Here is a 19,985-nt window from a genome sequence, read left to right as displayed (position 1 = left end):
TTCCCGATCGCCATTCGGATGCGCTCTGTGACAACGCCGCCCAGGTGCCCTCCCGCTCCGCCGAACGACGGAAATCCGCGAACCGGCGCAACCGAATTCCTCGCCGCGAACACAACCCCATCGCCCCTGTTTTCCCGATCTGATGAACCTCCGCGGAACAGCCTGCCGAACGGCTACAATCCCCCGAATTTCGATCACCCGAAAACGATCATGCGGTGGTTCCGCGCTGCGCCGCGCCTCTCCAGCGGACGGTTTTTCCTCGAACTGTCCGGGCGAAACGGACATTGATCACGGGTGATTCGAGGAAAAACCGTCCCCCTCCGCAACCCGGGAACGACGGGACGATGCCGCGCGGCCGGAGAGCCGCCGGAGCCGCTGCGGGGTTTCGGGGGCGCGTCGCTAGTCTCTCCACATCGGACTGATGAAAATGGAGGTATGACAGCATGTTTCGCGAAATCACGCTTCAGGTGTTCTCAACCGGGTGGCTCGTGGGGGTGGGTGCACTCCTGGTGACGGCCGTTGTCCTGCTGACCTTCCCGCTGCGCGGTGGGAACGGCCAGCACGCGGGGTCAGGGCCGGGCGCGCTGACCGTGTGGGCGCTGCAGAAGTCGATCCGCGAGCGGAGCGAACTCTCCGAATTCGCAAGGTATTTCATCGCCGTGCTGGAGGCGGACCGGCGTCCGGGGACGGCGCGGATGCGGGCGCGGACGGAGCCACCGCCCTACATCGGGGCGCATCGCCTGCGCGAGAGGTTCCACGCGGACGTCTGTCACCCGCGCGTGCAGGTCGAGCTCGGGCCCGCGCTGATCCGACCACACTGAGTGAGGCTCAGATCAGGCCGCTCTCCTCGGCCAGCTCCTGCAGCGCCGCGTCGAAGAGCTGATCGGCGTGGATCACCTCGAACGGGAAGCGGCCGAAGACCTCCAGCGCGATGTGCCCGTACAGGCGCACCCACCAGCGCATAAGGAAGTACACCGCCTCTGCGTCCAGGGCTTCCGGGGGCATGTCGATGCCCTCGTGGGAGAAGGCGTCGGCCAACGACTTCTGCTGCACCGACAGGTCCGGCAGGTCCACCGACGCCTTCACCTTCTCCTGCGCGTTCGGGTTCTCCGAGATCATCGGGGCGACGATGCTCAGGAACACGCCCGCGAACCGGTCCGGCTGCCGGGAGCGGTCCTTCGGGGTCGCGAAGACCAGCGCGAACTCCTTCGGGTGCGCCAGCGCCCAGGAGCGGAACCGGCGGCAGACCGCGAACGTGCGGTCCAGGAAGTGCTCGGTGACCGGGTCGAACGCCGCCGAGAGCTCCTCGGAGAGGTCGGCGCAGACGTCGTCGCAGAGCTGCCGCAGCAGGTCCTCGCGGGAGGCGTAGTAGCGGTAGAGGGCGGGCGCGGTGATGCCCAGCTCGCGCGCGATCGCGCGCAGCGTCACCGCGTCGCTGCCGTGCTCGACGAGCAGCGTCCGGGCGTGGTGCCGGATGTCCTGCTCGGTGGCCGCCCGCGCCCGCTCGCGCGGGGACAGCTCCGTCTCGCGCGGGGACAGCTCCGTCATGTCCTCCACCCCTCGGTCCCGGTCCGGCCCCTCGGCCGGACGGTCAGACCGTAACGGGCGTCACCGCTGCGCTGGAAGGGGTCCTGTGTGGACGACATGAGCTGCGTCTCCCGGCGGATGAATTCGGCGCCGGGATCGTTGAAGCTTGCAGAGGAGCTTGGCGAACTGGAGGTCGGATGTCCGCGGAACACGTCACCGTCTACAGCAGGCCGGGGTGCCCGTTCTGCATGTCGCTGCGCGCGGGCCTGCAGGGGTCCGGTCTGGCGTTCGAGGAGGTCGACATCTGGCAGGACCCGGAGGCGGCGGGCGTCGTGCGCTCCATCGCCGACGGCAACGAGACCGTGCCCACCGTGGTGATCGGGGACTGGCAGGCGGTCAACCCGTCGACCCGGCAGGTCCTGGCCGCGGTGGCCGAGCACGCTCCGCACCTGCTGCCCGCCTGAGCGGGTCGTCCTGACCCGGGAAGCGGGCCCGGGGAGCTGAGACCGTGGGCCGACCGCACGGGGGGCGTTGCGGCCGGCCCACAGCAGGTTGCGATCGTCGATGGCGCGATTACCGACGAGCGACAACCCGTTCAGTTTGACGGCAACGCCCGGGGAAAAGATCCACCTTGACAGCGGAATTCGCTCGAACGGTGGATCACAAGCGGAATAATCCGCTGTGTCCGAAAGCACATCAAATTCTGCATTCAGGGTGTTTTCCCTGGTGAGGGCGTTACTCGCGTTTTCTTCCCGGTCTTTTCCGGCCTTTCCGCTGTTCGCGTTCGCCGGGTTCCCCGGTCGAGGCGACCGGGGACTGGGATTCGTCGTGGTGGCTCGTGTCGACCGGCTCGCCAGGGGCGGTTTCGGCCCGGTCCTCCTCGGCACGGGAACGGGGGGCCTGGGTGCGGAAGCGGTGGCTCGCGGGGTCGTCGTCGGACGGTGAGGGTTGGGCCGCGAAGAAGGTCACGAGGGCGGCCAGTCGCTCGGTGAAGCGGTGCGCGTCCAGTTTCGGCTCGGTGAGCGTCGCGGTGAATGTCATGCCCACAGCCTGCGATTTCAGGGGTGCGAGCCGGATCCGTACGGCTACTCAGTTGTTACCTATGAGTAACGCCACCCGCTGCTGCATCCGGGTGACGTAGGAACCCGCGGCGGACCCGCGGGCGCCCGCTGGCTCACACGATCAAGCCAAATGGGAAAACCGTCCCTACGCTGGTCTTCAGCGGGGTGTTGAGGTGCGTGTCGTATCCGCGCCGCGCGCTTCTGCTGAGCAACTCGGAAAGGTATGGTCTAGACCATGTCGCGTTTGACTGGTGTCGGAGTCAGCTCCGGCCGTGCCGCCGGGCCGATCGTCCGGGTCGCCGACCCGCTGCCCGAGCCCGCCGCCACGCCCGCCCCGGCCGATCTCGTCGCCGAGGCCGCCCGGATCAGCCCCGCCGCCGACGCGGTGGCCCAAGGGCTGTTCCAGCGCGCTGCGAAGGTCGGCGGCGACGCCAAGGCCGTGCTGGAGACCACCGCCGCGATGGCCATGGACCCGGCCCTGACCTCGCAGGCCGAGCAGCTCGTGTCGACCCGGTCGCTGCCCGCCGCCCGCGCCGTCTTCGAGGCCGCCAACGGCTTCGCCGACGCGCTTCGCGCCGCCGGCGGCTACATGGCCGAGCGCGCCCGCGACGTGCACGACGTGCGGGACCGGATCATCGCCGTGATCGAGGGCGTCACCCCGCCCGGCGTCCCCGAGATCACCGCGCCGAGCGTGCTGGTCGCCCGCGACCTCGCGCCCGCCGACACCGCCGACCTCGACCCCGAGCTGGTGCTCGCGCTGGTCACCGAGGAGGGCGGGCCCACCAGCCACACCGCGATCCTGGCGCGCGCGCTCGGGATTCCGGCGGTCGTCGCGGTGCGCGGCGTGCTCGGTGTCCCCGCCTCCGGTGTCCCGGCCTCCGGCGCCACCGTCGACGGCGACGAGGGGACGGTCGAGCTCTCGGACGTCGAGGTCGCGGCCCGCGCCGCCGAGCGACCCGAGCACGCAGACTGGGACGGCGTCGGGCAGACCTCCGACGGCGCGCCGGTCAAGGTGCTGGCCAACGTCGGCTCGGCCACCGACTCGACCGCGGCCGTCGAGGCCGGTGCGCAGGGAGTCGGGCTGTTCCGCACCGAGTTCTGCTACCTGGGCGCCGACGTCGAACCCGACGTGGCCACCCAGCGCGCCGCCTACGCCGAGGTGCTGGCGCCGTTCGCGGGCAAGCCCGTGGTCGTGCGCACCCTCGACGCCGGGGCGGACAAGCCGCTGGCGTTCCTGGACATGGGTGTCGAGCCGAACCCGGCGCTGGGCGTGCGCGGCCTGCGGGTCGCCTTCGACCGGCCGGACCTGGTCGACACCCAGCTGGAGGCGATCGCCGGAGCGGCTCAGGACTCCGGAGCCGAGGTGTCCGTGATGGCGCCGATGGTCGCCACCGCGGACGAGGCCGCGTGGTTCGCCGAGCGCGCTCGCGCCCGCGGAATCGATCGAGTCGGCGTGATGATCGAGGTCCCGGCCGCCGCGCTGTCGGCGGCGGAGATCCTGCAGGCCGTCGACTTCGTCAGCATCGGCACCAACGACCTGGCCCAGTACGTCTTCGCCGCCGACCGGATGGCCGGCGCACTGGCCGGGCTCAACGACCCCTGGCAGCCCGCGCTGCTGCGGCTCATCGCGATGATCGGGCAGGCGGGTCGACATGTCGACAAATCGGTAGGTGTCTGCGGCGAAGCCGCCTCCGACCCGCACCTGGCGGGCGTTCTCGCGGGTCTCGGCGTCACCAGCCTCTCGATGAACGCCTCGGCCGTCCGAGCGGTAGGCGCAGCCCTCGCCCAACACCCCCTCGGCACGTTCCGCAAGGCCGCCGAAGCAGCCCTCGAAGCCCCCAGCGCAGCAGCAGCCCGGCAAACCACCAAGACCACCCTCGCCTGACCTCGGCGCCGCACGCGGCAACGCGGCGCCGGGTCAGGAGTCCTCGGGGTCGGGGTCTCCGTCTTGGTCGAGGCCGTGCTCGATCGCGTAGCGAGCGAGTTCCACGCGGTTGTGCAGCTGGAGCTTGCGGAGCGTCGACTGGACGTGGTTCTCGACCGTGCGGTGGGAGATGACCAGCTTCGTCGCGATCTGGCGGGCCGTCATGCCCTTGGCCACCAGGCGCAGGACCTCCGTCTCGCGCTCGGTGAGCTGCGGGGCCTGGTGCTCCGAGTCGGGGGTGATGGCCATGCGGCGGTACTCGCCGAGGACCAGGCCGGCCAGGCCCGCGGTGAACACCGCGTCGCCGGCGGCCGTGCGGCGGACCGCGTCCACCAGCTCCTCCGCCGAGGCGGACTTGACCAGGTAGCCCGAGGCGCCGGCCTTGACGGCCTCCAGGACGTCGGCGTGCTCGCCGCTCGCCGAGAGCACCAGCACCCGCGTCCCGGGGATCTCCTGGGTGATCTGCAGCGTCGCCTGCACGCCCGAGGTGTCGCCCAGGTTGAGGTCCATCAGCACCACGTCCGGCGTCACGGCCTGCGCGATGCGCAGCGCCGACGCGGCGTCGCCCGCGGTCGCGCGGACCTCGAAACCGCGCTCGCCCAAATCGCGCGCGACCCCATCCCGCCACATCGGGTGGTCGTCGACGACCATCACGGTGACCGGCGGTTCGCTCATCGCTCTCCTCCTCTGCGGCGTGCATTCCTGGGGGCGCGGGGGGTCTCGGGAGCGCGCGGGACGCGCACCTCCCACTCGGTTCCCTCGCCCGGCGCGGTGTCGAGGGTGATCATCCCACCCAGGGCGGTGACCCGACCCCGGATGGATTTCGCAATTCCCATCCGCCCTTCGGCGGCGGCCTCGTCCAACCGTCCGTCGGGGATGCCCGGCCCGTCGTCGCGGACGCTGAGCACGATCTCGTCCGGCAGCTCCTCCAGCAGCACCCACGCCTGGGCCTTCTCGCCCGCGTGCTTGTCGACGTTGGCCAGCGCCTCCCGGACCACCGCCGCGAGGTCCGCGCTGAGCTGCTCCGTCAGCCGAACCGGGTTTCCCGGCACCGACACGTGCACCCGCGCGGTGCGCAGCACCTGGAGCCGGGCCGCCAGATCCGTCTCACCGTCCTCAGTGGACTCCGGCTTGGTGGCGATCAGCGAGCGCAGCTTGATCTCCTGCTCCCCCGCCAGTTCCGCGAGTTCCGCCGCCTCGCCGCCGAGTTCGGCGCCGCGCCTGCGCACCCGGGCCAGCACCTGCAGCACGCTGTCGTGGATGGACCGGGCGAGCCGTTCCCGCTCCGCCGTGGCGGCTTCGGCGCGCAGCGCCCGCGCGAGCCGCTCGGTCGACCGGCGCGCGGTGTCCGAGTTCAGACCGATCACCAGCCCGACCCCGACCAGCAGCAGCGTGTCCATCGCCATGTCCGAGCCGATCCGGCCGCGGATCAGCAGGTTCGCCCCCGCGGCGAGAATCCCCGCGACGACACCGCCCTTCATCCCCCACTGCACCGCCGCCGCGGTGACGCCGGTGGAGTGCCAGACCGTCACCACCGACGGGTCCGAGGTGTTCATGTGCGCCTCGGTCAGGATGAACTCGTTGAGCAGGAACAGCGCGTTGACCACCACCACGTCGGTGGCCACCAGGAGGTTCGTGCGCCCGGCCCGGGTCCGGTAGCGCCAGATCGTGAACACCGTCCACACCGCCATGCAGCTGATGCAGATGGCCGCCAGCCAAGGCCGCGCGTAGGAGCTGTAGTTCATGCCGAACCAGAACGCGGCGTAGAGGAACGTCACGACGCGAAAGACGTTGTGCCCCCGCCACAGCGGGGTGCGCCCGTCGGCCACCTGAGGTGGCGTCGGCGCTGCTTGCGAACCGGTCAACTCGAACTCCTCCCGACCGACCATCCTGCCCCACGCGCGGCCCGCGGCGGAATCGCGCGGGAGGGAAAGCGACGCGCGTCGCGTTGCTCCGTTCCGCCGAGCCGTCACGCCCGGTCGGGGGTCTTCGGCGCGAAACGCCGTTCACCGTTTTCACGTTGTGCTTCGGTCCGCCGAATCGCTGTGCGAGGCTCCGGACGGGAGGTGAGAGATGGGGCATTGGTCGCTGTGGCGGATGCGCCCTGCTGCGATCGGCTACGTCCTGCTCGTCCAAGCGCTCGCGCTGGCCCTCGTCGTGCTGGTGTTCGTCACCGGGCGGCGGCCCGATCCCGACGACCTCGCCCACTTCGCGGCGCTGGCCGTGACGGCGGGCGCGACCATCGTGGTCACCTCAGTGTCGATCAACCTCCGGCGGCAGATCCGGCGCAACCCCTGGACGCTGCACATCGTCTACCTCGCGGCCGGAATCCTGCTGCTGCCACCGAATCTCCTGGCCCTGCTGCTGCTCGGGCCCGCGCTGCACGGGGTTCTGCACGACCGGCCCGAACCGCACCGCTGGTTGTTCACCACCGCGGCCACCACCGTCGCCACGTTCGCAGCGCGGCTGGTGATGGGCTGGGACGAGCCGGTGTGGACCTCGCCGGGGTTCTTCGTCACCGGCGTCGTGCTGCTGGTCGTGCGGTCCTCGGTGGTCGCGGGCGGGATCCGGTTGCGCAGGCCGGAAGCCACCCGCACCGCGGTGCTGGGCGAGCCGATCGACGTGCTGCTGGGCATCGTCGCGGCGAGCCTCGGCGGTCTGCTGGCGGTGGCGATGCAGTGGGCGCCGTTCGCCGCGCTGCTGGCCGGTCCGTCGATGGTGCTGCTGGACCTGGCCAGCCAGCTGCCGCAGTGGCGGCGGTCGGCGCAGAGCGATGGCAAGACCGGGCTCGCCAACGCCACCCACTGGGACCGGCTCGCGCGGTTGGAGCTGATGCGAGCCCGGCAGCGGCAGCAGCCGGTCGCCGTGCTGCTGCTGGACCTCGACCACTTCAAGCGGGTCAACGACGAGGTCGGCCACGTGGCGGGCGACACCGTGCTGGGCAGGTTCGCCGGGATGCTCAGGAACAACGTCCGCCGGGAGGACCTGGCCGGGCGCTTCGGCGGTGAGGAGTTCGTGGTGCTGCTGCCGGGCACCGAGTGCGAGACCGCCTACCGGGTGGCCGACCGGATCCGCGCGGCCACCACCGCCCTGTCGGTGCCCGTCCGCGACATCCGGGGCGAGCAGCGCGAGCTCACCGGCCTGACGGTGAGCATCGGCGTCGCGGCCACCGGCCGGTTCGACTACGAGCTCACCGACCTCCTGCTCGCCGCCGACGCCGCCATGCTCGCGGCGAAGGCAGCGGGCCGGAACGCCGTGACGGTGGCCTAGGAACCGTTGAGGACTTGCGTTGCTCAGCGGTGCGGGTGGCGGAAACCCCCGATGGGGACAGCGCCGCGCCTTCGTGGACTCCGCGCGCCGCTCCTCGAGCATTTCGAACACGCGGCGTCCCGGCGTGCTCGCCACGAAGGCGCCGGTGCCAGTTGCCGGGGTGGTGGAAGAGAACGCGGCTCCGCCGCATGCCGCGGAATCGCCTAGTCCTTCTTCTTCTCGTCGTCCTCGGTCTCGTCGGCCGGTTCGTCCTCGGGTTCCTCGTCGGACGGTTCGAGCGGGAGGCCGGTGGTGTCCGGGATCTCCTCCTCGACGGCGACGAGCGCGCGGATGGCGGCGTTGAGCACCGCGACCATCGGGATCGCCAGCAGCGCGCCGACGATGCCGTTGATCACGACGCCGATGCTGATCGCCAGCACCACGCCCAGCGCGTGGATCTGCACCGCGCGCCCGAGGATCAGCGGCTGCAGGACGTTGCCCTCCAGCTGCTGCACGGCCAGCACGATGCCGACCACGATCAGCGCCACGATCCAGCCCTCGGTCACCAGCGCCACCAGGACCGCGACCGCGCCCGAGGCGACCGCACCGACGATCGGCACGAAACCGCCGAGGAACACCAGCGCGGCCAGCGGGATCGCCAGCGGAACGCCCAGGATCACCAGGCCCAGACCGATGCCGAGCGCGTCGGCCACCGCGACCAGGGCGGTGGCCCGCACGAACCCGACCAGCGAGGTGAACCCGGCGATACCGGCGCGGTCGACCTTGTCGCGCACGTGGCGCGGGGCCAGCCGGATCACGAACAGCCACACCCGACGGCCGTCGTACAGGAAGTAGATGAGGGTGAACAGCGCCAGCACCAGCCCGGTCAGCAGGTTGCCGAAGGTGCTCGCCGTGGACAGGGCGCCGCTGGTGAGCATCGCCTGGTTGGACTGCAGCCAGTCCCGCGCCTGCTGGATGTAGTTGGCGATCTGGTCGTCGTTGAGGTGCAGCGGCGACACGGCCAGCCACTGCCGCATCGCTTCGAGGCTGGCCACGACCTGGCGCTGCAGGTCGGGGAAGCCGTTGATGAAGGCGTTGACGACGCCGGTCAGCACTCCGCCGACCACGGCGAGGCCGCCGACCAGCACCATCACCGTCGCCAGCGACCGGGGCACCTTGTGCCGGGCCAGCCACGACACCAGGGGCGCCAGCAGCGCCGACAGCAGCAGCGCGATGGCCACCGGGATCACGACCACGTAGATCCGGGTGATGATCACGCCCATCACGTAGAGAGCGGCGGCGATCACCAGCATCCGCCAGCTCACCGCCGCGGACACCCGCAGCACCCGTGGGATCGACGTGGAGGCGTCGTCCGGCCCGCTGATCTTCGGCTCGCTCACCCCGCCACCGTATCGCCGATCTTGATTCCGCAACCCCCCAACGCCGCCACCCGTCGTGCCCTGGGCGACCGGATCACAGCGGTTCTCCGGAACCCGAACACGGCCGCAATCCGGGTCGCACGCGGAATGCGGCCGCGATCGGGGACCCGGAACACCGGCGCAATCCGGACACCCCGCCCGTCGGGGACGTCCGGTTCGGGGGGGTTCGGCAAGTCGGGGTGTGTAACACGATGTAGCGAACTGGCTTCCGTGCGCTTACGGAAGTCGACCTTGGTTTGACAGAGTTCCGGACGCGAGGGAGGACGAAGCTCCGTGGGGGAGTCACAGCAGGCCGAGGAGGTTCTGGCACCGCGATGTCCGTCCGCGACCGCACGACGCTCACCGCCGCACGGCGGTGGCTCGGTCGTGCCCTGGTCCTGGCCGGAACGGCGGCTGCCGGGACCTCCGCGGCCCTGCTGATCGGCCAGCCCGCGGAGGCTGCGTCGGACGAGCCCGCGCAGTCGCTCACCGACGCCCCCGCCCTGGCGGACTCCCCGGCGCTGTCCGGGGCGGCCGCGCTCACCGATCAGGTCGCGCGAGTTCCGGCCGCGGCGGTGGAGCGGGTGTCCGATCCGGCTTCGTTCCCGCTCGACCGCGTCGACCCGCTCTCCCTGGTGCCCGCCGAACCAGTCGGGCACCTGCTCACCGGCGATCTCGACGAGGAGACCGCCGCCGAGCCGCCGGAGGTCGCGGAATCCCCGCAGGCCGCTGGGCCCGCGGATCCGGCGGAACCCACCCCGAACACCGCCGCCGCGCCGGACCGGCAGGCGGACGTCCCGCGGCCCGCCGCGGACGCCCCCGTTCCGGAGCCCGCGTCCGCGGTGCAGGCGGACGACCCGGTCCGGACGGGCGGACACCCCGTTCCCGACACCCCCGACCCGGAGCTCCCGGAGGGAGGCTCCGCGCTGCCCGCGCCCGCCGGGTGCGCCAAGACGGCGGACGGGCAGCAGCACGGCACCGGTCTGCTCGGCAGGCACCCGGCGGTCCCGAGGGCCGACGCCGCCCGGCCGGACGCCTGCGCCGGCGATCGGCACGAGCTGCCGCGCGGCGTCCCGGCCCCGCAGCCCGGCGCGACTCCCGACTGACCCGCTGACCGGCCGCGACTCGCAGCGTGGCGATGCCGCGCGCCGGTCACTTCGCGATCTGAGTCCACCGCCGCCCGACCATGATCAAGTTCTGATTGCGGTGCGGCGCTCGAAGTTGATTTTCCCCCCGAACGCGGGGAGCCTGGTGAAGGAGAAGATCCATGCAGACTTGGGCGAAGCGCGGCGTTCAGACCGCGCTGGTCACTGGTGGCATGCTGGCCGTCGGAACGGGGGTCGCTTCCGCCGGGGACGCCTGTCAGCAGCGTCCGATGCCGTTGGGAGAGTCGGTGTTCCCGCCCGCGCTCGACGACACTGCGCCGCTGGGCCGTTGCCTGGCCGGAGACCTGTTCGCAGAGGGTGCGCAGCGTCGTGACCACCTCGATGAGTCCGCCAACGAGCTGACCCGCGAGATCCCCGCGCTGCGCTTCCAGGAGTCGCCGCTGCAGCTGGCGGGGTGGGCCGCGGACCCGGCCGAGGCCAAGCCGCTTGACCTGCGCCGCGCGGCGCAGGGGCCCGCGCCTGTCACCCCGGCCGAGGGCTTCCACCGCTCGCTGAGCTGGTCCGCCTCGATCGGCGACGTCGTCCGCGATCCCGCGGGCGACAGCGGGCCGCAGACCGCCGAGCTGGTCATCCCGCACGACGACCTCGTCTACTTCGACGGCTTCGGCCAGGCCGACGGGATCATGGACCTCTACGAGGGCGCCTTGGCCTCCCGCGAGCAGCCCGAGCCCGCCGGTCTGCTGGAAGGCGGCCTGCTGGCCACCGACGCCGTCGACCTGACCGCGTCCGACGTGGGCGGGCTGCGCAGCGACCTGCACACGGTGCCGCCGCTGGTGCTGTCCGCGGCGCTGGCCGAACCGCCCGCTCCCCCGGCCTCGCCCGCGGAATTCGTGCCGCTGCACGTGCCGGGCGAGCGGCAGGCCCCGGTCACCGAGGTGCCGCTGCTGGACGGCCTGTCGCTGCTGGAGCTGTCCAAGGTCCCGGGCACCGTCGAGCGCAGCGGCCCGGGCCTGTCCGCGCCGCTGCCGGGCCTCGGCGAGCTCAACGCGCTGCAGAACGGTTCGGCCTCGGCGCCGACGCCGAACCGGATCACCGCTGCCCTGGAGGACGCCGTCCTGCCGCAGCGGACGATGGTCGCCTCCCGCTCCGAGCTGCCGCTGCTGTCCGGTGCCCCGGACGTCACGCTGCCGATGCCGGCGGTCAGCCCCGAGATGATGCACCGCTTCGACAACGCCGAGACCGTGGTCATGAACCGCATCTGATGGCGAGAGCGAAGAAGGCCCCCTCCGGTGGAGGGGGCCTTCTTCACGTCTCAGGGCGTCACAGCAGGCGGTTTCTCCACCCGTGGGATGTCCACCGGTTCCCGGTCCCGCTCCCGCCACCACAGGACGACGTTGTAGATCAGGAAGGCGAGCCCGAAGTAGACGTACGAGTTGCCGACGAACTGCTCGAAGACGTTCCAGGTCAGCTCCAGGCCCTTGCCCTGGGGCATCTTCCAGTGCGGGCCCATCATGAAGAAGCAGCCGATCATCGTCGTGATCAGCAGCATCGCCCAGTCGCGGCGCACGACGGCCGCGCCGCCGAGCAGCACCAGGCCGGGGATCGCCCAGACCCAGTGGTGCGACCAGGAGATCGGCGAGAGCAGCAGCCCGAGCACGCCGTTGATCACCACGGCGGTCGGCAGGTCGCGCTGCCGGATCGCGTTGAGCATCCCCAGCACGGCCAGGCCCAGCACCAGCACCACGAGCACGCCCAGCAGCAGGCCGAGGTGCGGCACGCTCAGCTTCGCCAGCAGCGACTTCATCGACTGGTTGCCCGCGTAGGTCGAGGCGTCGCCGGTGAACTTCGGCCCGAAGTTGACGTTGCTGGTCGCGAACATCTCGTGCAGCCAGAAGCGACGGGCGTTGTCGAAGGTGACCAGCAGCCCGAGCAGCGCGGTGCCCGCGAATCCCAGCAGCGACACGGCGATCATCCGGAAGTCCTTGCGCAGCAGCGGCAGCAGCAGGAACACCAGCGGCGTGAGCTTGATGCCGGCGGCGATGCCGATCAGCAGGCCGCGCGGGTAGGGCAGCTTCTTGGTGCCCTCGACCCGCCACAGGCAGTCCACGACGACCAGCGCCATCAGCACGATGTTGATCTGCGCGTAGGTGATCGTCTCCATGATCGGCTCGCTGATCGTGGCGATCGGCAGCACGGCGGCGGTCACCAGCAGCACCTTGTCGCGGTGCGCCTGCAGGAACGTCGACTCGCGCAGCACCACGTACAGCGTGGTCAGCAGCGCGAGGTGGCTGACCAGCATGATCACCGCGGTGGAGATCGCCTTCGGCACCAGCGCCAGCGGCGCGAACACGATCGCCGCGAACGGCGGGTAGATGAACGGCAGCCGCAGCCCGGACTCGGTGGGGGGCAGGCCGTGGTACAGATCGCGGCCCGCCAGCAGCGCCTGAGCGCCCTGCCGGTAGACCTCGCCGTCGATGTGGTCGTGGGTGTTGACGGTCGAGACCACCACCACGGCGATCAGCTCGGCGATCGCGATGACGGCCAGCAACGACCTGTGATCACGCAGTCGCTCGGCCAGCGGACGCAGGTCCGCGGTTCCGGGCATGGACATGCACCATCCTCTCGGCTACCACTGCCGCCCCAGGGTAGAGATGAGTCCGGTCGTCTCCGACGGTCGGAGGCCGGTTGTGACGCTCTCTCTATCGCTTGTGGACGCGGGGCGTTTCGGCGAGGTCTTCCCGATCGTGTTTCACCTGCACGAATGATCAATTTCCGAGGATCGAGGTGACGCGTGGGGAAGGTGTGACAAGAGCCTTGACGCTCTGTGTTGGACGGACGGTTATTCCACCGTTACGGGTGGTCGCTTCGCTCTTGAAAAGCGCCCGGTCACAAGGGGAGGCTCGAACGGACTGCTCCGTTTGGTGGGGAGGGAGGGGCCGAATGAGTGTCCTCGACGTGGCTGCTGCCCAGCTGGCGCCGGTGTGGGACGAACTCGTCAGCGGGCTCAACGTCGGGATGCTGCTGACCGACGACCGCGGCCAGGTGCTGGCCACCAACGACGTCGCCGCCGGGCTGATGCAGCTCGACAAGGCCGACATGCTCACCGGCACCCGCCCGCACGACTGGGAGGTCCGCGACGACACCGGCTCGCCCATGCCGGACTGGGCCGACCTGGCCGGGCAGGTGCTGCGGGCGGGCTGCCCGCTGTCCATCCCGCTCGTCATCATCAGCGGTCACACCCAGAGCCGCATCTGGGCGGACTACCACGCGGTCACCGTCGGCGGTCGCAGGCGAGTGCTGGTGCTGCTGCAGTCGGTGCACACCGACGTGTCGCACTCCTCCGGCCTGCTCGACCCGCTGACCGGGCTGCCCGGGCGCGTGCTGCTGCTGGACCGCCTGGAGCAGTCGCTGGTCCGCTCCCGCTCCCGGGGCACGCTGTCCACCTTGGTCCTCATCGACGTGCAGCGGCTGGCCGACTTCAACGCCGCGCACGGCTTCGAGCGCGGCGACGAGATGCTGTCCACGCTGGCCGGACGGCTGCGCGAGGGGCTCAAGGACGAGCACACCGTGGCCCGCTACGGCGGCGACGAGTTCGCGGTGGTCGCCGAGCACCCGAGCGGCACCGGCGAGCGGATCGCCGCGCAGGCCCGCGAGGTCGCCGGCTGGCCGATGCGCGTCGGGCGCAAGCGCGTCCGCCCCGGCCTGCGCGTCTCCTGGGTCACCACCGACGGCCACGCCTCGGTCCACTCGGTCCTCGCCCGAGCCGAACACCAGCTGACTTCGAAGGTGCGGTCCTGAATGAGGAGTGAGTGCAAGCGGCGGAGCCGCGAGGCGTGGAACCCCACCCTCGCAGCTGGCACCGCCGCGTGGCATACATCAGGAGCGGCGCACGGAGTCCAGGCGGCGTCTGAGGTTCCGCTACCCGCACCGCTACGCAAGATGACCATTGGAATCTGAAAAAGACCTGGTCGCCGACCCGGAAGGAGGTACACCTTGGGTCATGTAACCCCTGCTGAACGAGGCGGGGCACCCACGGTGAGGTGGGTGCCCCGCTTCTGGCTTCCGGTCCGGGTCAGCGCTCGGCGTCGCCCGCGATGAAGTCCTCGACGGCCTGGTAGGCGTCGGAGTCGGAGTACTGCTCCGGCGGCGACTTCATGAAGTACGAGGAGGCCGACAGGATCGGGCCGCCGATGCCGCGGTCCTTGGCGATCTTGGCGGCGCGGATCGCGTCGATGATGATGCCCGCCGAGTTCGGCGAGTCCCACACCTCGAGCTTGTACTCCAGGTTCAGCGGCACGTCGCCGAAGGCGCGCCCCTCCAGCCGGATGTAGGCCCACTTGCGGTCGTCCAGCCACGGCACGTAGTCCGACGGGCCGATGTGCACGTTGCGCTTGCCCAGGTCGCGGTCGACCTGCGAGGTCACCGACTGCGTCTTGGAGGTCTTCTTCGACTCCAGGCGCTCCAGTTCCTTCATGTTCAGGAAGTCCATGTTGCCGCCGACGTTGAGCTGCATCGTGCGGTCCAGGTGCACGCCCCGGTCCTCGAAGAGCTTGGCCAGCACGCGGTGCGTGATGGTGGCGCCGACCTGCGACTTGATGTCGTCACCGACGATCGGGACGCCGGCCTCGGTGAACTTGGCGGCCCACTCGGGGTCGGAGGCGATGAACACCGGGAGCGCGTTGACGAAGGCCACGCCCGCGTCGATGGCGCACTGCGCGTAGAACTTGTCGGCGTCCTCGGAGCCCACCGGCAGGTAGGACACCAGCACGTCGACCTCGGCGTCGCGCAGCGCCTGGACCACGTCGACCGGCTGCTCGTCGGACTCCTCGATGGTCTCCCGGTAGAACCGGCCCAGACCGTCGTGGGTGTGGCCGCGCTGCACGGTGACGCCCAGCGGCGGCACGTCGGCGATCTTGATGGTGTTGTTCTCGCTGGCGACGATGGCCTCGGAGAGGTCCCGACCCACCTTCTTGGCGTCCACGTCGAACGCGGCGACGAACTTCACGTCGCTGACGTGGTAGTCGCCGAAGGCGACGTGCATCAAACCGGGCACCCGGGTGTCCGGCTCGGCGTCGGAGTAGTAGTGCACACCCTGCACCAGCGATGCAGCGCAGTTCCCAACGCCGACGATCGCCACTCGCACCGAGCGACCGGGACGATCTCCGCCCATGGCAGGGCCCTCCTTCTTGGTCATCTGTCGTGTCCTTGCTTGAGTTGCGCCGGTGGCGGATCGCCCGCGTGCGGGCAGCCACCGGTTTCGGGCCCGGTCGAGTTGGGCCCGGTCGAATCGGGCCCGGTCGAATCGGGCACTGCCGCCGAGGCAGCGGCCTGCTCGGCTCGTTCGGTCTCGATGATCTCGTCCAGCCAGCGAACCTCGCGCTCGCTGTGGTCCAGCCGAAGCCGGTGCAGCTCCCGCGTGTAGCGGTCCAGGCATTCGCCGGACCGGGCCAGCGCGCTGCGCAGGCCCTCCTGCCGCTCCTCCACGCGGCGGCGCCGCGCGAGGAGGATGCGCAGCCGCGCGTCGGCGGGGGTGCGGGAGAAGAACACCACGTGCACGCCGAAGGCGTTGTCCTCGCAGGCGCGGGAGCTGCTGTCGGCGACCAGCTCGGCGAAGCGCTGCTCGCCGGTGGCGGTGATGCGGTACACGCGGCGGGCGCGTCGGCCCCAGGCCTTGGACTCGTCGGCGTCCGACTCCTCCTCGATCAGCCCGGCGCGGCACAGCCTGCGCAGCGTCGGGTACAGCGATCCGCAGGAGAGCGCCCGGAACACGCCGAGCGTGTCGTTGAGCTGTTTCCGCAGCTCGTAGCCGTGCATGGACGAGTTGTGCAGCAGCCCGAGCACCGCGAGTTCGAGCATCTGCACCTCCCACCAGCGTCTAATAGGCGCCGCGAATAATAAGGACTGTCAACGCCGACCGGGTCACCCGGCGGATTATATCGCGCCGATATATCGGACCACGCGGTCGAGCGGTGCCGGGGGTGTTCGGCATCACCGCACGTGACGCCGGGGGTGCCCGCCTGCCCTGAACGGCGCATGGAGCGCGTCGGGGCGGCACGTACCCTGTGGTCGTGCGGACCCAACGGCAAGTGGTCGACTACGCGTTGCAGCGCCGAGCGCTGCTGGCGCAGTTGCACGCTGGTCGCGTCGGGGTGATGGAGGTCTGCGACGCCGACCCGTACCTGCTGCAGGCGGCGAAGTTCCACGGTGAGCCCAGCGACACCACCTGCCCGGTGTGCAGGAAGGAAGAGCTGACCCAGGTCTCCTGGGTGTTCGGCGACGCCCTCAAGCACGCGTCCGGATCGGCGCGCAAGCCCGAGGAGCTGGACCGGATGGCCACCTTGTTCGAGGAGTTCAACGTCTACGTCGTCGAGGTGTGCCGCACATGTAACTGGAACCACCTGGTGCTGTCTTACGTTCTCGGGACCGACGGCTTGAACGACGGTCGCTCGGGACGCAAGACTGCAGCGGAGTGAGATCGTTCGTGCACCCGGCACGACCGCATGCGCCGATGCGGCGCACCCCCGACGTGAACGCATCACCGGCGTCGCCCCGACGCCTGTCCTGGAGGCCAACTCGTGAACGACGAGCGTGACGACCACGCCAAGGGCCGCCACTCCCGGCATCCGAACCCCGACGGTCGCCCCGCGCCACCCCCGCCGCAGAACCCGGGCCAGCCGCCGCAGCGCCCGTCCGGACCTCCGCCGCCCCCGAGCGGTGGTCCCGCGTGGCCCGGCGAGCAGCAGCCCGGTCCCCGTCCGGGAGCGGGCGGCCAGCAGCCGCCGCCCCCGCCGGGGCGTCCCGGCGCGCCGTCCGGCGGACAGCCGCAGTGGCCCGGTGCCGAGGGAGCCCCCGCCGGTGGACCCGGCGCTGGTGGACCCGGTGCCGAGGCGCCGGAGGAGACGACCGGTGCGTGGACGCCGTCGTTCGACGACGACTCCGCACCCGGTTCGGGCTCGTCACCGCTGACCAGCAGGTTAAACGGGGAGGACGACGCGACGAGCTACTCGCCGTCGCCTCCTCCTCCGCCGCCGGGACGTCCGGGCCAGCCCCCGTCCGGCCAGCAGCCTCCCCCCGGCCGCCCCGCGCCGCCGCCCGGTGAGGCGCCCACCCAGAACATCCCGCAGACCCCGGGCGATGACCGGGGAGGCTCCGGCGCGTCCGGCGCGGCGGCCGGTGGAGCGGCTGCCGCCGGTGGAGCCGCTGCCGCCGCTGGTGCTGCTGGAGCAGCCGGCGCTGGTGCGGGTGTCGGTCGCGAGCCGAACCTGCTCACGCACTCCGATCAGGCGACGTACAACTACTACGCCGACGATCTTGATGACGACCCGTACGGCGACAACGATTCGCTCGGCGACCGCAGGGCCGGGGGTGCCGCCGACGTCGGCGCCGCCGGTTTCCGGGGCGGGGACGGCCGAGGCACGGATGACAGCGAGGATCCGGACGACGACATGAGTGCCGCTCAAGCCAAGCGCGCCGTCATATGGCGGCGCGTCCGCAGGGCCTGCTACGTGGCCGCGGCCGCGGGAGTGATCATCCCGACGATCGTGTTCATCTACGGCTACCTCTTCTGGGAGGCGCCGGACGAGCAGAAGCTGCTGAACATGAAGCAGCCGATCACGATCACCTACGCGGACGACTCGCCGCTGGCGACGGTGAGCTCGGACGGGTCCCGGGAGGTCGTGCGCGACCTCAACCAGGTGTCCAAGCCGCTGCGCGACGCGACGATCTCCGCTGAGGACGCGAGCTTCTACACGAACCCCGGATTCGACTTCCAGGGCATCGCCCGGTCGGTGTTCTTCATGTTCACCGGCTCCGGCGTCGGTGGTGGTTCCACGATCACCCAGCAGTTCATCAAGCTCGACCTGGAGCTGAACAAGTCGGACCCCGACTACGTTCGCAAGGTCAAGGAGATCGTGCTGGCGTTCAAGATCACCAACGAGCGCAGCAAGGACGACATCCTGCTGTCGTACCTCAACACCGCCTACTACGGCCGCGGCGCCAACGGCATCACGGCGGCGGCCAACGCCTACTTCGGCAAGAAGCCCAGCGAGATCACGCCGGGCGAGGCCGCGGTCCTGGCGGGCATGGTCCAGCGCCCGAAGGGCAACGACCCGCGCGAGGACATGGAGCAGGCGACCTCGCGGTTCAACTACGTGCTCGACCAGATGGTCCAGAACGGGTTCCTGCCCGCCTCCGAGCGCGAGCCGCTGACGACGCCGCCGGAGACCCGGGGGCAGAGCGACTGGCGGATCGACAAGCGGTTGACGCCGGACCAGTTCAAGATCAAGGACCAGGTGCTCCGCGAGCTGGAAGAGGCCGGCTACGACGAGGACACGCTGGCCCGCGAGGGATACAAGATCAAGACGACGATCGACCCGAAGGCCCAGAAGGCCGCGGTCGACGCCGCCACGAGCCAGGCAGAGAACACGCTGCCGGACAACATCAAGACCTCGCTGGTGGCGGTCGAGCCCAAGACGGGCGAGGTCAAGGCCTACTACGGCGGCGGCGGTGACGTCGGCGGCTACGACTGGGCGGTCGCGCCGACCGAGCCCGGTTCGTCGTTCAAGCCGTTCGCGGTGCTGGCCGGTCTGCACAAGGGCCTGGGCATCGGCGAGTTCTACGACGGTTCGAGCCCGCAGAAGATCGCGGGCACGGACTTCGCCAACGCCCCGGGCGTGGCCTGCGACATCCCGAACCGGTGCGGCGTCCGCGAGGCGATGACGAAGTCGGTCAACACCGTGTTCGTCAACATCGCCGCCCGGGTCGGTCCGCCGGCGGTGGCCGAGGCAGCGCACGCCGCGGGCGTCCCGGAGGCCTACAAGTCGGGCAAGGGCGAGACCAAGACCCTGCAGAACGCCGACGGCCAGACCCAGTCCGGTATCGCGCTCGGCATGTACCCGGTGAAGCCGATCGACATGGCGAACGCCTACGCGACGCTGGCCAACCAGGGCAAGTCGCACGTGCCGCACATGGTCCGGGAGATCACGCCGCGCGAGGGCCCGGCGATCAAGATCCACAACGAGCCGACCAAGAACCTCTACGACGAGTCGGACTCGGAGGCCGCGAAGCTGGCCTACAACACCATCGCGTCGATGTTCGACGTCGCCGACCACGCCAAGCGCGGTCTCGAAGGCGGCCGGCCGGTGATGTCCAAGACCGGTACCCACCAGTACCTGGACACCAAGGACAACGCGACCGCGTGGATGATCGGTGCGACGCCGCAGCTGTCCACCTCGGTGTCGATGCTGGCCAGCGAGAACGGCCGCAACGTGCCGCTGGAGGACAACTCGGGCACCAGCTTCTACGGCGGCAAGTACCCGGCCATGGTGTGGCAGCAGTTCATGAACAACTACCACAAGGGCCTCAAGGTCGAGCAGTTCAAGAAGACCGACACCATCGGTCAGTTCGAGGACATCCCGTTGCCGCCGCCTCCGACGTCCTCGGAGCCGCCGACGTCGTCGATGCCCCCGACGACGCCGCCGAGCGAGTCGGAGAGCCAGGACCCGACGGCCACCCGGACGCGTCCGGGCGGGGGCGGCAGTGATTGCGGCGGGTTCTTCGAGCCGCCGTGCGAGTCGTCCACGAGCGAACCGGACCAGCCCGGTGACGTCGCGCCCACGCGCGACGGGGGTTGGGGCGGCTAGCCCGATCCCGTTCGTCCCGAGGGGCATCCGCCGACCCGGCGGGTGCCCCTCGGGTTTTT

Annotated in this window: 17 protein-coding genes; 9 read left to right on the top strand and 8 right to left on the bottom strand. The window is 70.6% G+C overall.

The features are described from left to right. The first annotated feature begins 443 nt into the window (after window positions 1–443). The gene (locus QFW96_RS22010) at window positions 444–821 is read left to right on the top strand and encodes a hypothetical protein (RefSeq protein WP_281457591.1); all 378 of its coding nucleotides are present in this window, start codon (window positions 444–446) and stop codon (window positions 819–821) included. A gap of 7 nt (window positions 822–828) precedes the next feature. Here QFW96_RS22010 and QFW96_RS22005 read toward each other — a convergent pair whose 3' ends face one another. Further along, complete coding sequence (locus QFW96_RS22005) at window positions 829–1,548, bottom strand: TetR/AcrR family transcriptional regulator (protein WP_281457590.1); 720 nt, start codon at window positions 1,546–1,548, stop codon at window positions 829–831. Between the two features lie 176 nt (window positions 1,549–1,724). Between QFW96_RS22005 and QFW96_RS22000 the strand changes: the two genes are divergently transcribed. After that, window positions 1,725–1,991 carry a glutaredoxin domain-containing protein gene (locus tag QFW96_RS22000; RefSeq protein WP_281457589.1) on the top strand — a complete coding sequence of 89 codons (267 nt, stop codon included), beginning with the start codon at window positions 1,725–1,727 and terminating at the stop codon, window positions 1,989–1,991. Window positions 1,992–2,262: 271 nt separating this feature from the next. Here QFW96_RS22000 and QFW96_RS21995 read toward each other — a convergent pair whose 3' ends face one another. Continuing rightward, the gene (locus QFW96_RS21995) at window positions 2,263–2,568 is read right to left on the bottom strand and encodes a hypothetical protein (protein WP_281457588.1); all 306 of its coding nucleotides are present in this window, start codon (window positions 2,566–2,568) and stop codon (window positions 2,263–2,265) included. 255 nt (window positions 2,569–2,823) lie between these two features. On the opposite strand from QFW96_RS21995, the gene ptsP reads away from it, so the two are divergent. Next, window positions 2,824–4,473: a phosphoenolpyruvate--protein phosphotransferase gene (ptsP, locus tag QFW96_RS21990; RefSeq protein WP_281457587.1), complete on the top strand. Its 1,650-nt coding sequence runs from the start codon at window positions 2,824–2,826 to the stop codon at window positions 4,471–4,473. A gap of 33 nt (window positions 4,474–4,506) precedes the next feature. Here ptsP and QFW96_RS21985 read toward each other — a convergent pair whose 3' ends face one another. Both QFW96_RS21985 and macS read right to left on the bottom strand, forming a co-directional pair. Then, window positions 4,507–5,187: a response regulator gene (locus tag QFW96_RS21985; RefSeq protein ID WP_281457586.1), complete on the bottom strand. Its 681-nt coding sequence runs from the start codon at window positions 5,185–5,187 to the stop codon at window positions 4,507–4,509. After that, a complete protein-coding gene (gene macS / locus QFW96_RS21980) occupies window positions 5,184–6,377 on the bottom strand; it encodes a MacS family sensor histidine kinase (RefSeq protein WP_281457585.1) in 1,194 nt (397 codons plus the stop codon). Before macS ends, QFW96_RS21985 begins: the two co-directional genes overlap by 4 nt. A 208-nt stretch (window positions 6,378–6,585) precedes the next feature. On the opposite strand from macS, the gene QFW96_RS21975 reads away from it, so the two are divergent. Further along, entirely contained in the window at window positions 6,586–7,782 is a 1,197-nt protein-coding gene (locus QFW96_RS21975; protein WP_281457584.1) for a GGDEF domain-containing protein, read from the top strand. A 203-nt stretch (window positions 7,783–7,985) separates the two neighbouring features. Here QFW96_RS21975 and QFW96_RS21970 read toward each other — a convergent pair whose 3' ends face one another. Further along, window positions 7,986–9,161, bottom strand: coding sequence for an AI-2E family transporter (locus QFW96_RS21970; RefSeq protein WP_281457583.1), 1,176 nt, complete (start codon window positions 9,159–9,161; stop codon window positions 7,986–7,988). Between the two features lie 353 nt (window positions 9,162–9,514). Here QFW96_RS21970 and QFW96_RS21965 point away from each other — a divergent pair, with 353 nt between their 5' ends. Next, window positions 9,515–10,285 (top strand): hypothetical protein, encoded by a 771-nt coding sequence (locus tag QFW96_RS21965; protein WP_281457582.1) that lies wholly within the window; start codon window positions 9,515–9,517, stop codon window positions 10,283–10,285. Window positions 10,286–10,446: 161 nt separating this feature from the next. Next, window positions 10,447–11,547: a hypothetical protein gene (locus QFW96_RS21960; protein ID WP_281457581.1), complete on the top strand. Its 1,101-nt coding sequence runs from the start codon at window positions 10,447–10,449 to the stop codon at window positions 11,545–11,547. 50 nt (window positions 11,548–11,597) lie between these two features. Here QFW96_RS21960 and QFW96_RS21955 read toward each other — a convergent pair whose 3' ends face one another. Next, entirely contained in the window at window positions 11,598–12,896 is a 1,299-nt protein-coding gene (locus QFW96_RS21955; protein WP_281457580.1) for a glycosyltransferase 87 family protein, read from the bottom strand. Window positions 12,897–13,225: 329 nt separating this feature from the next. Here QFW96_RS21955 and QFW96_RS21950 point away from each other — a divergent pair, with 329 nt between their 5' ends. Beyond that, entirely contained in the window at window positions 13,226–14,083 is an 858-nt protein-coding gene (locus QFW96_RS21950) for a sensor domain-containing diguanylate cyclase (protein WP_281457579.1), read from the top strand. Window positions 14,084–14,357: 274 nt separating this feature from the next. On the opposite strand, the gene QFW96_RS21945 is transcribed toward QFW96_RS21950, so the two are convergent. Then, window positions 14,358–15,479, bottom strand: a complete 1,122-nt coding sequence (locus QFW96_RS21945) for an inositol-3-phosphate synthase (protein WP_406688371.1) — start codon at window positions 15,477–15,479, stop codon at window positions 14,358–14,360. Then, window positions 15,476–16,141, bottom strand: coding sequence for a PadR family transcriptional regulator (locus QFW96_RS21940; protein WP_281457578.1), 666 nt, complete (start codon window positions 16,139–16,141; stop codon window positions 15,476–15,478). Before QFW96_RS21940 ends, QFW96_RS21945 begins: the two co-directional genes overlap by 4 nt. 212 nt (window positions 16,142–16,353) lie before the next feature. Between QFW96_RS21940 and QFW96_RS21935 the strand changes: the two genes are divergently transcribed. Further along, on the top strand, window positions 16,354–16,758 hold the full coding sequence (locus tag QFW96_RS21935) for a DUF5318 domain-containing protein (protein WP_217649757.1): 405 nt from the start codon (window positions 16,354–16,356) through the stop codon (window positions 16,756–16,758). A 102-nt stretch (window positions 16,759–16,860) separates the two neighbouring features. Then, window positions 16,861–19,926, top strand: coding sequence for a transglycosylase domain-containing protein (locus QFW96_RS21930; protein WP_281457577.1), 3,066 nt, complete (start codon window positions 16,861–16,863; stop codon window positions 19,924–19,926). Window positions 19,927–19,985: the final 59 nt, after the last annotated feature.

This window comes from Saccharopolyspora ipomoeae (assembly GCF_029952525.1).
Classification (GTDB): domain Bacteria; phylum Actinomycetota; class Actinomycetes; order Mycobacteriales; family Pseudonocardiaceae; genus Saccharopolyspora; species Saccharopolyspora ipomoeae.
Note: the sequence above shows the minus strand (reverse complement) of the source record. Positions and strands in the feature narration are given on the sequence as shown.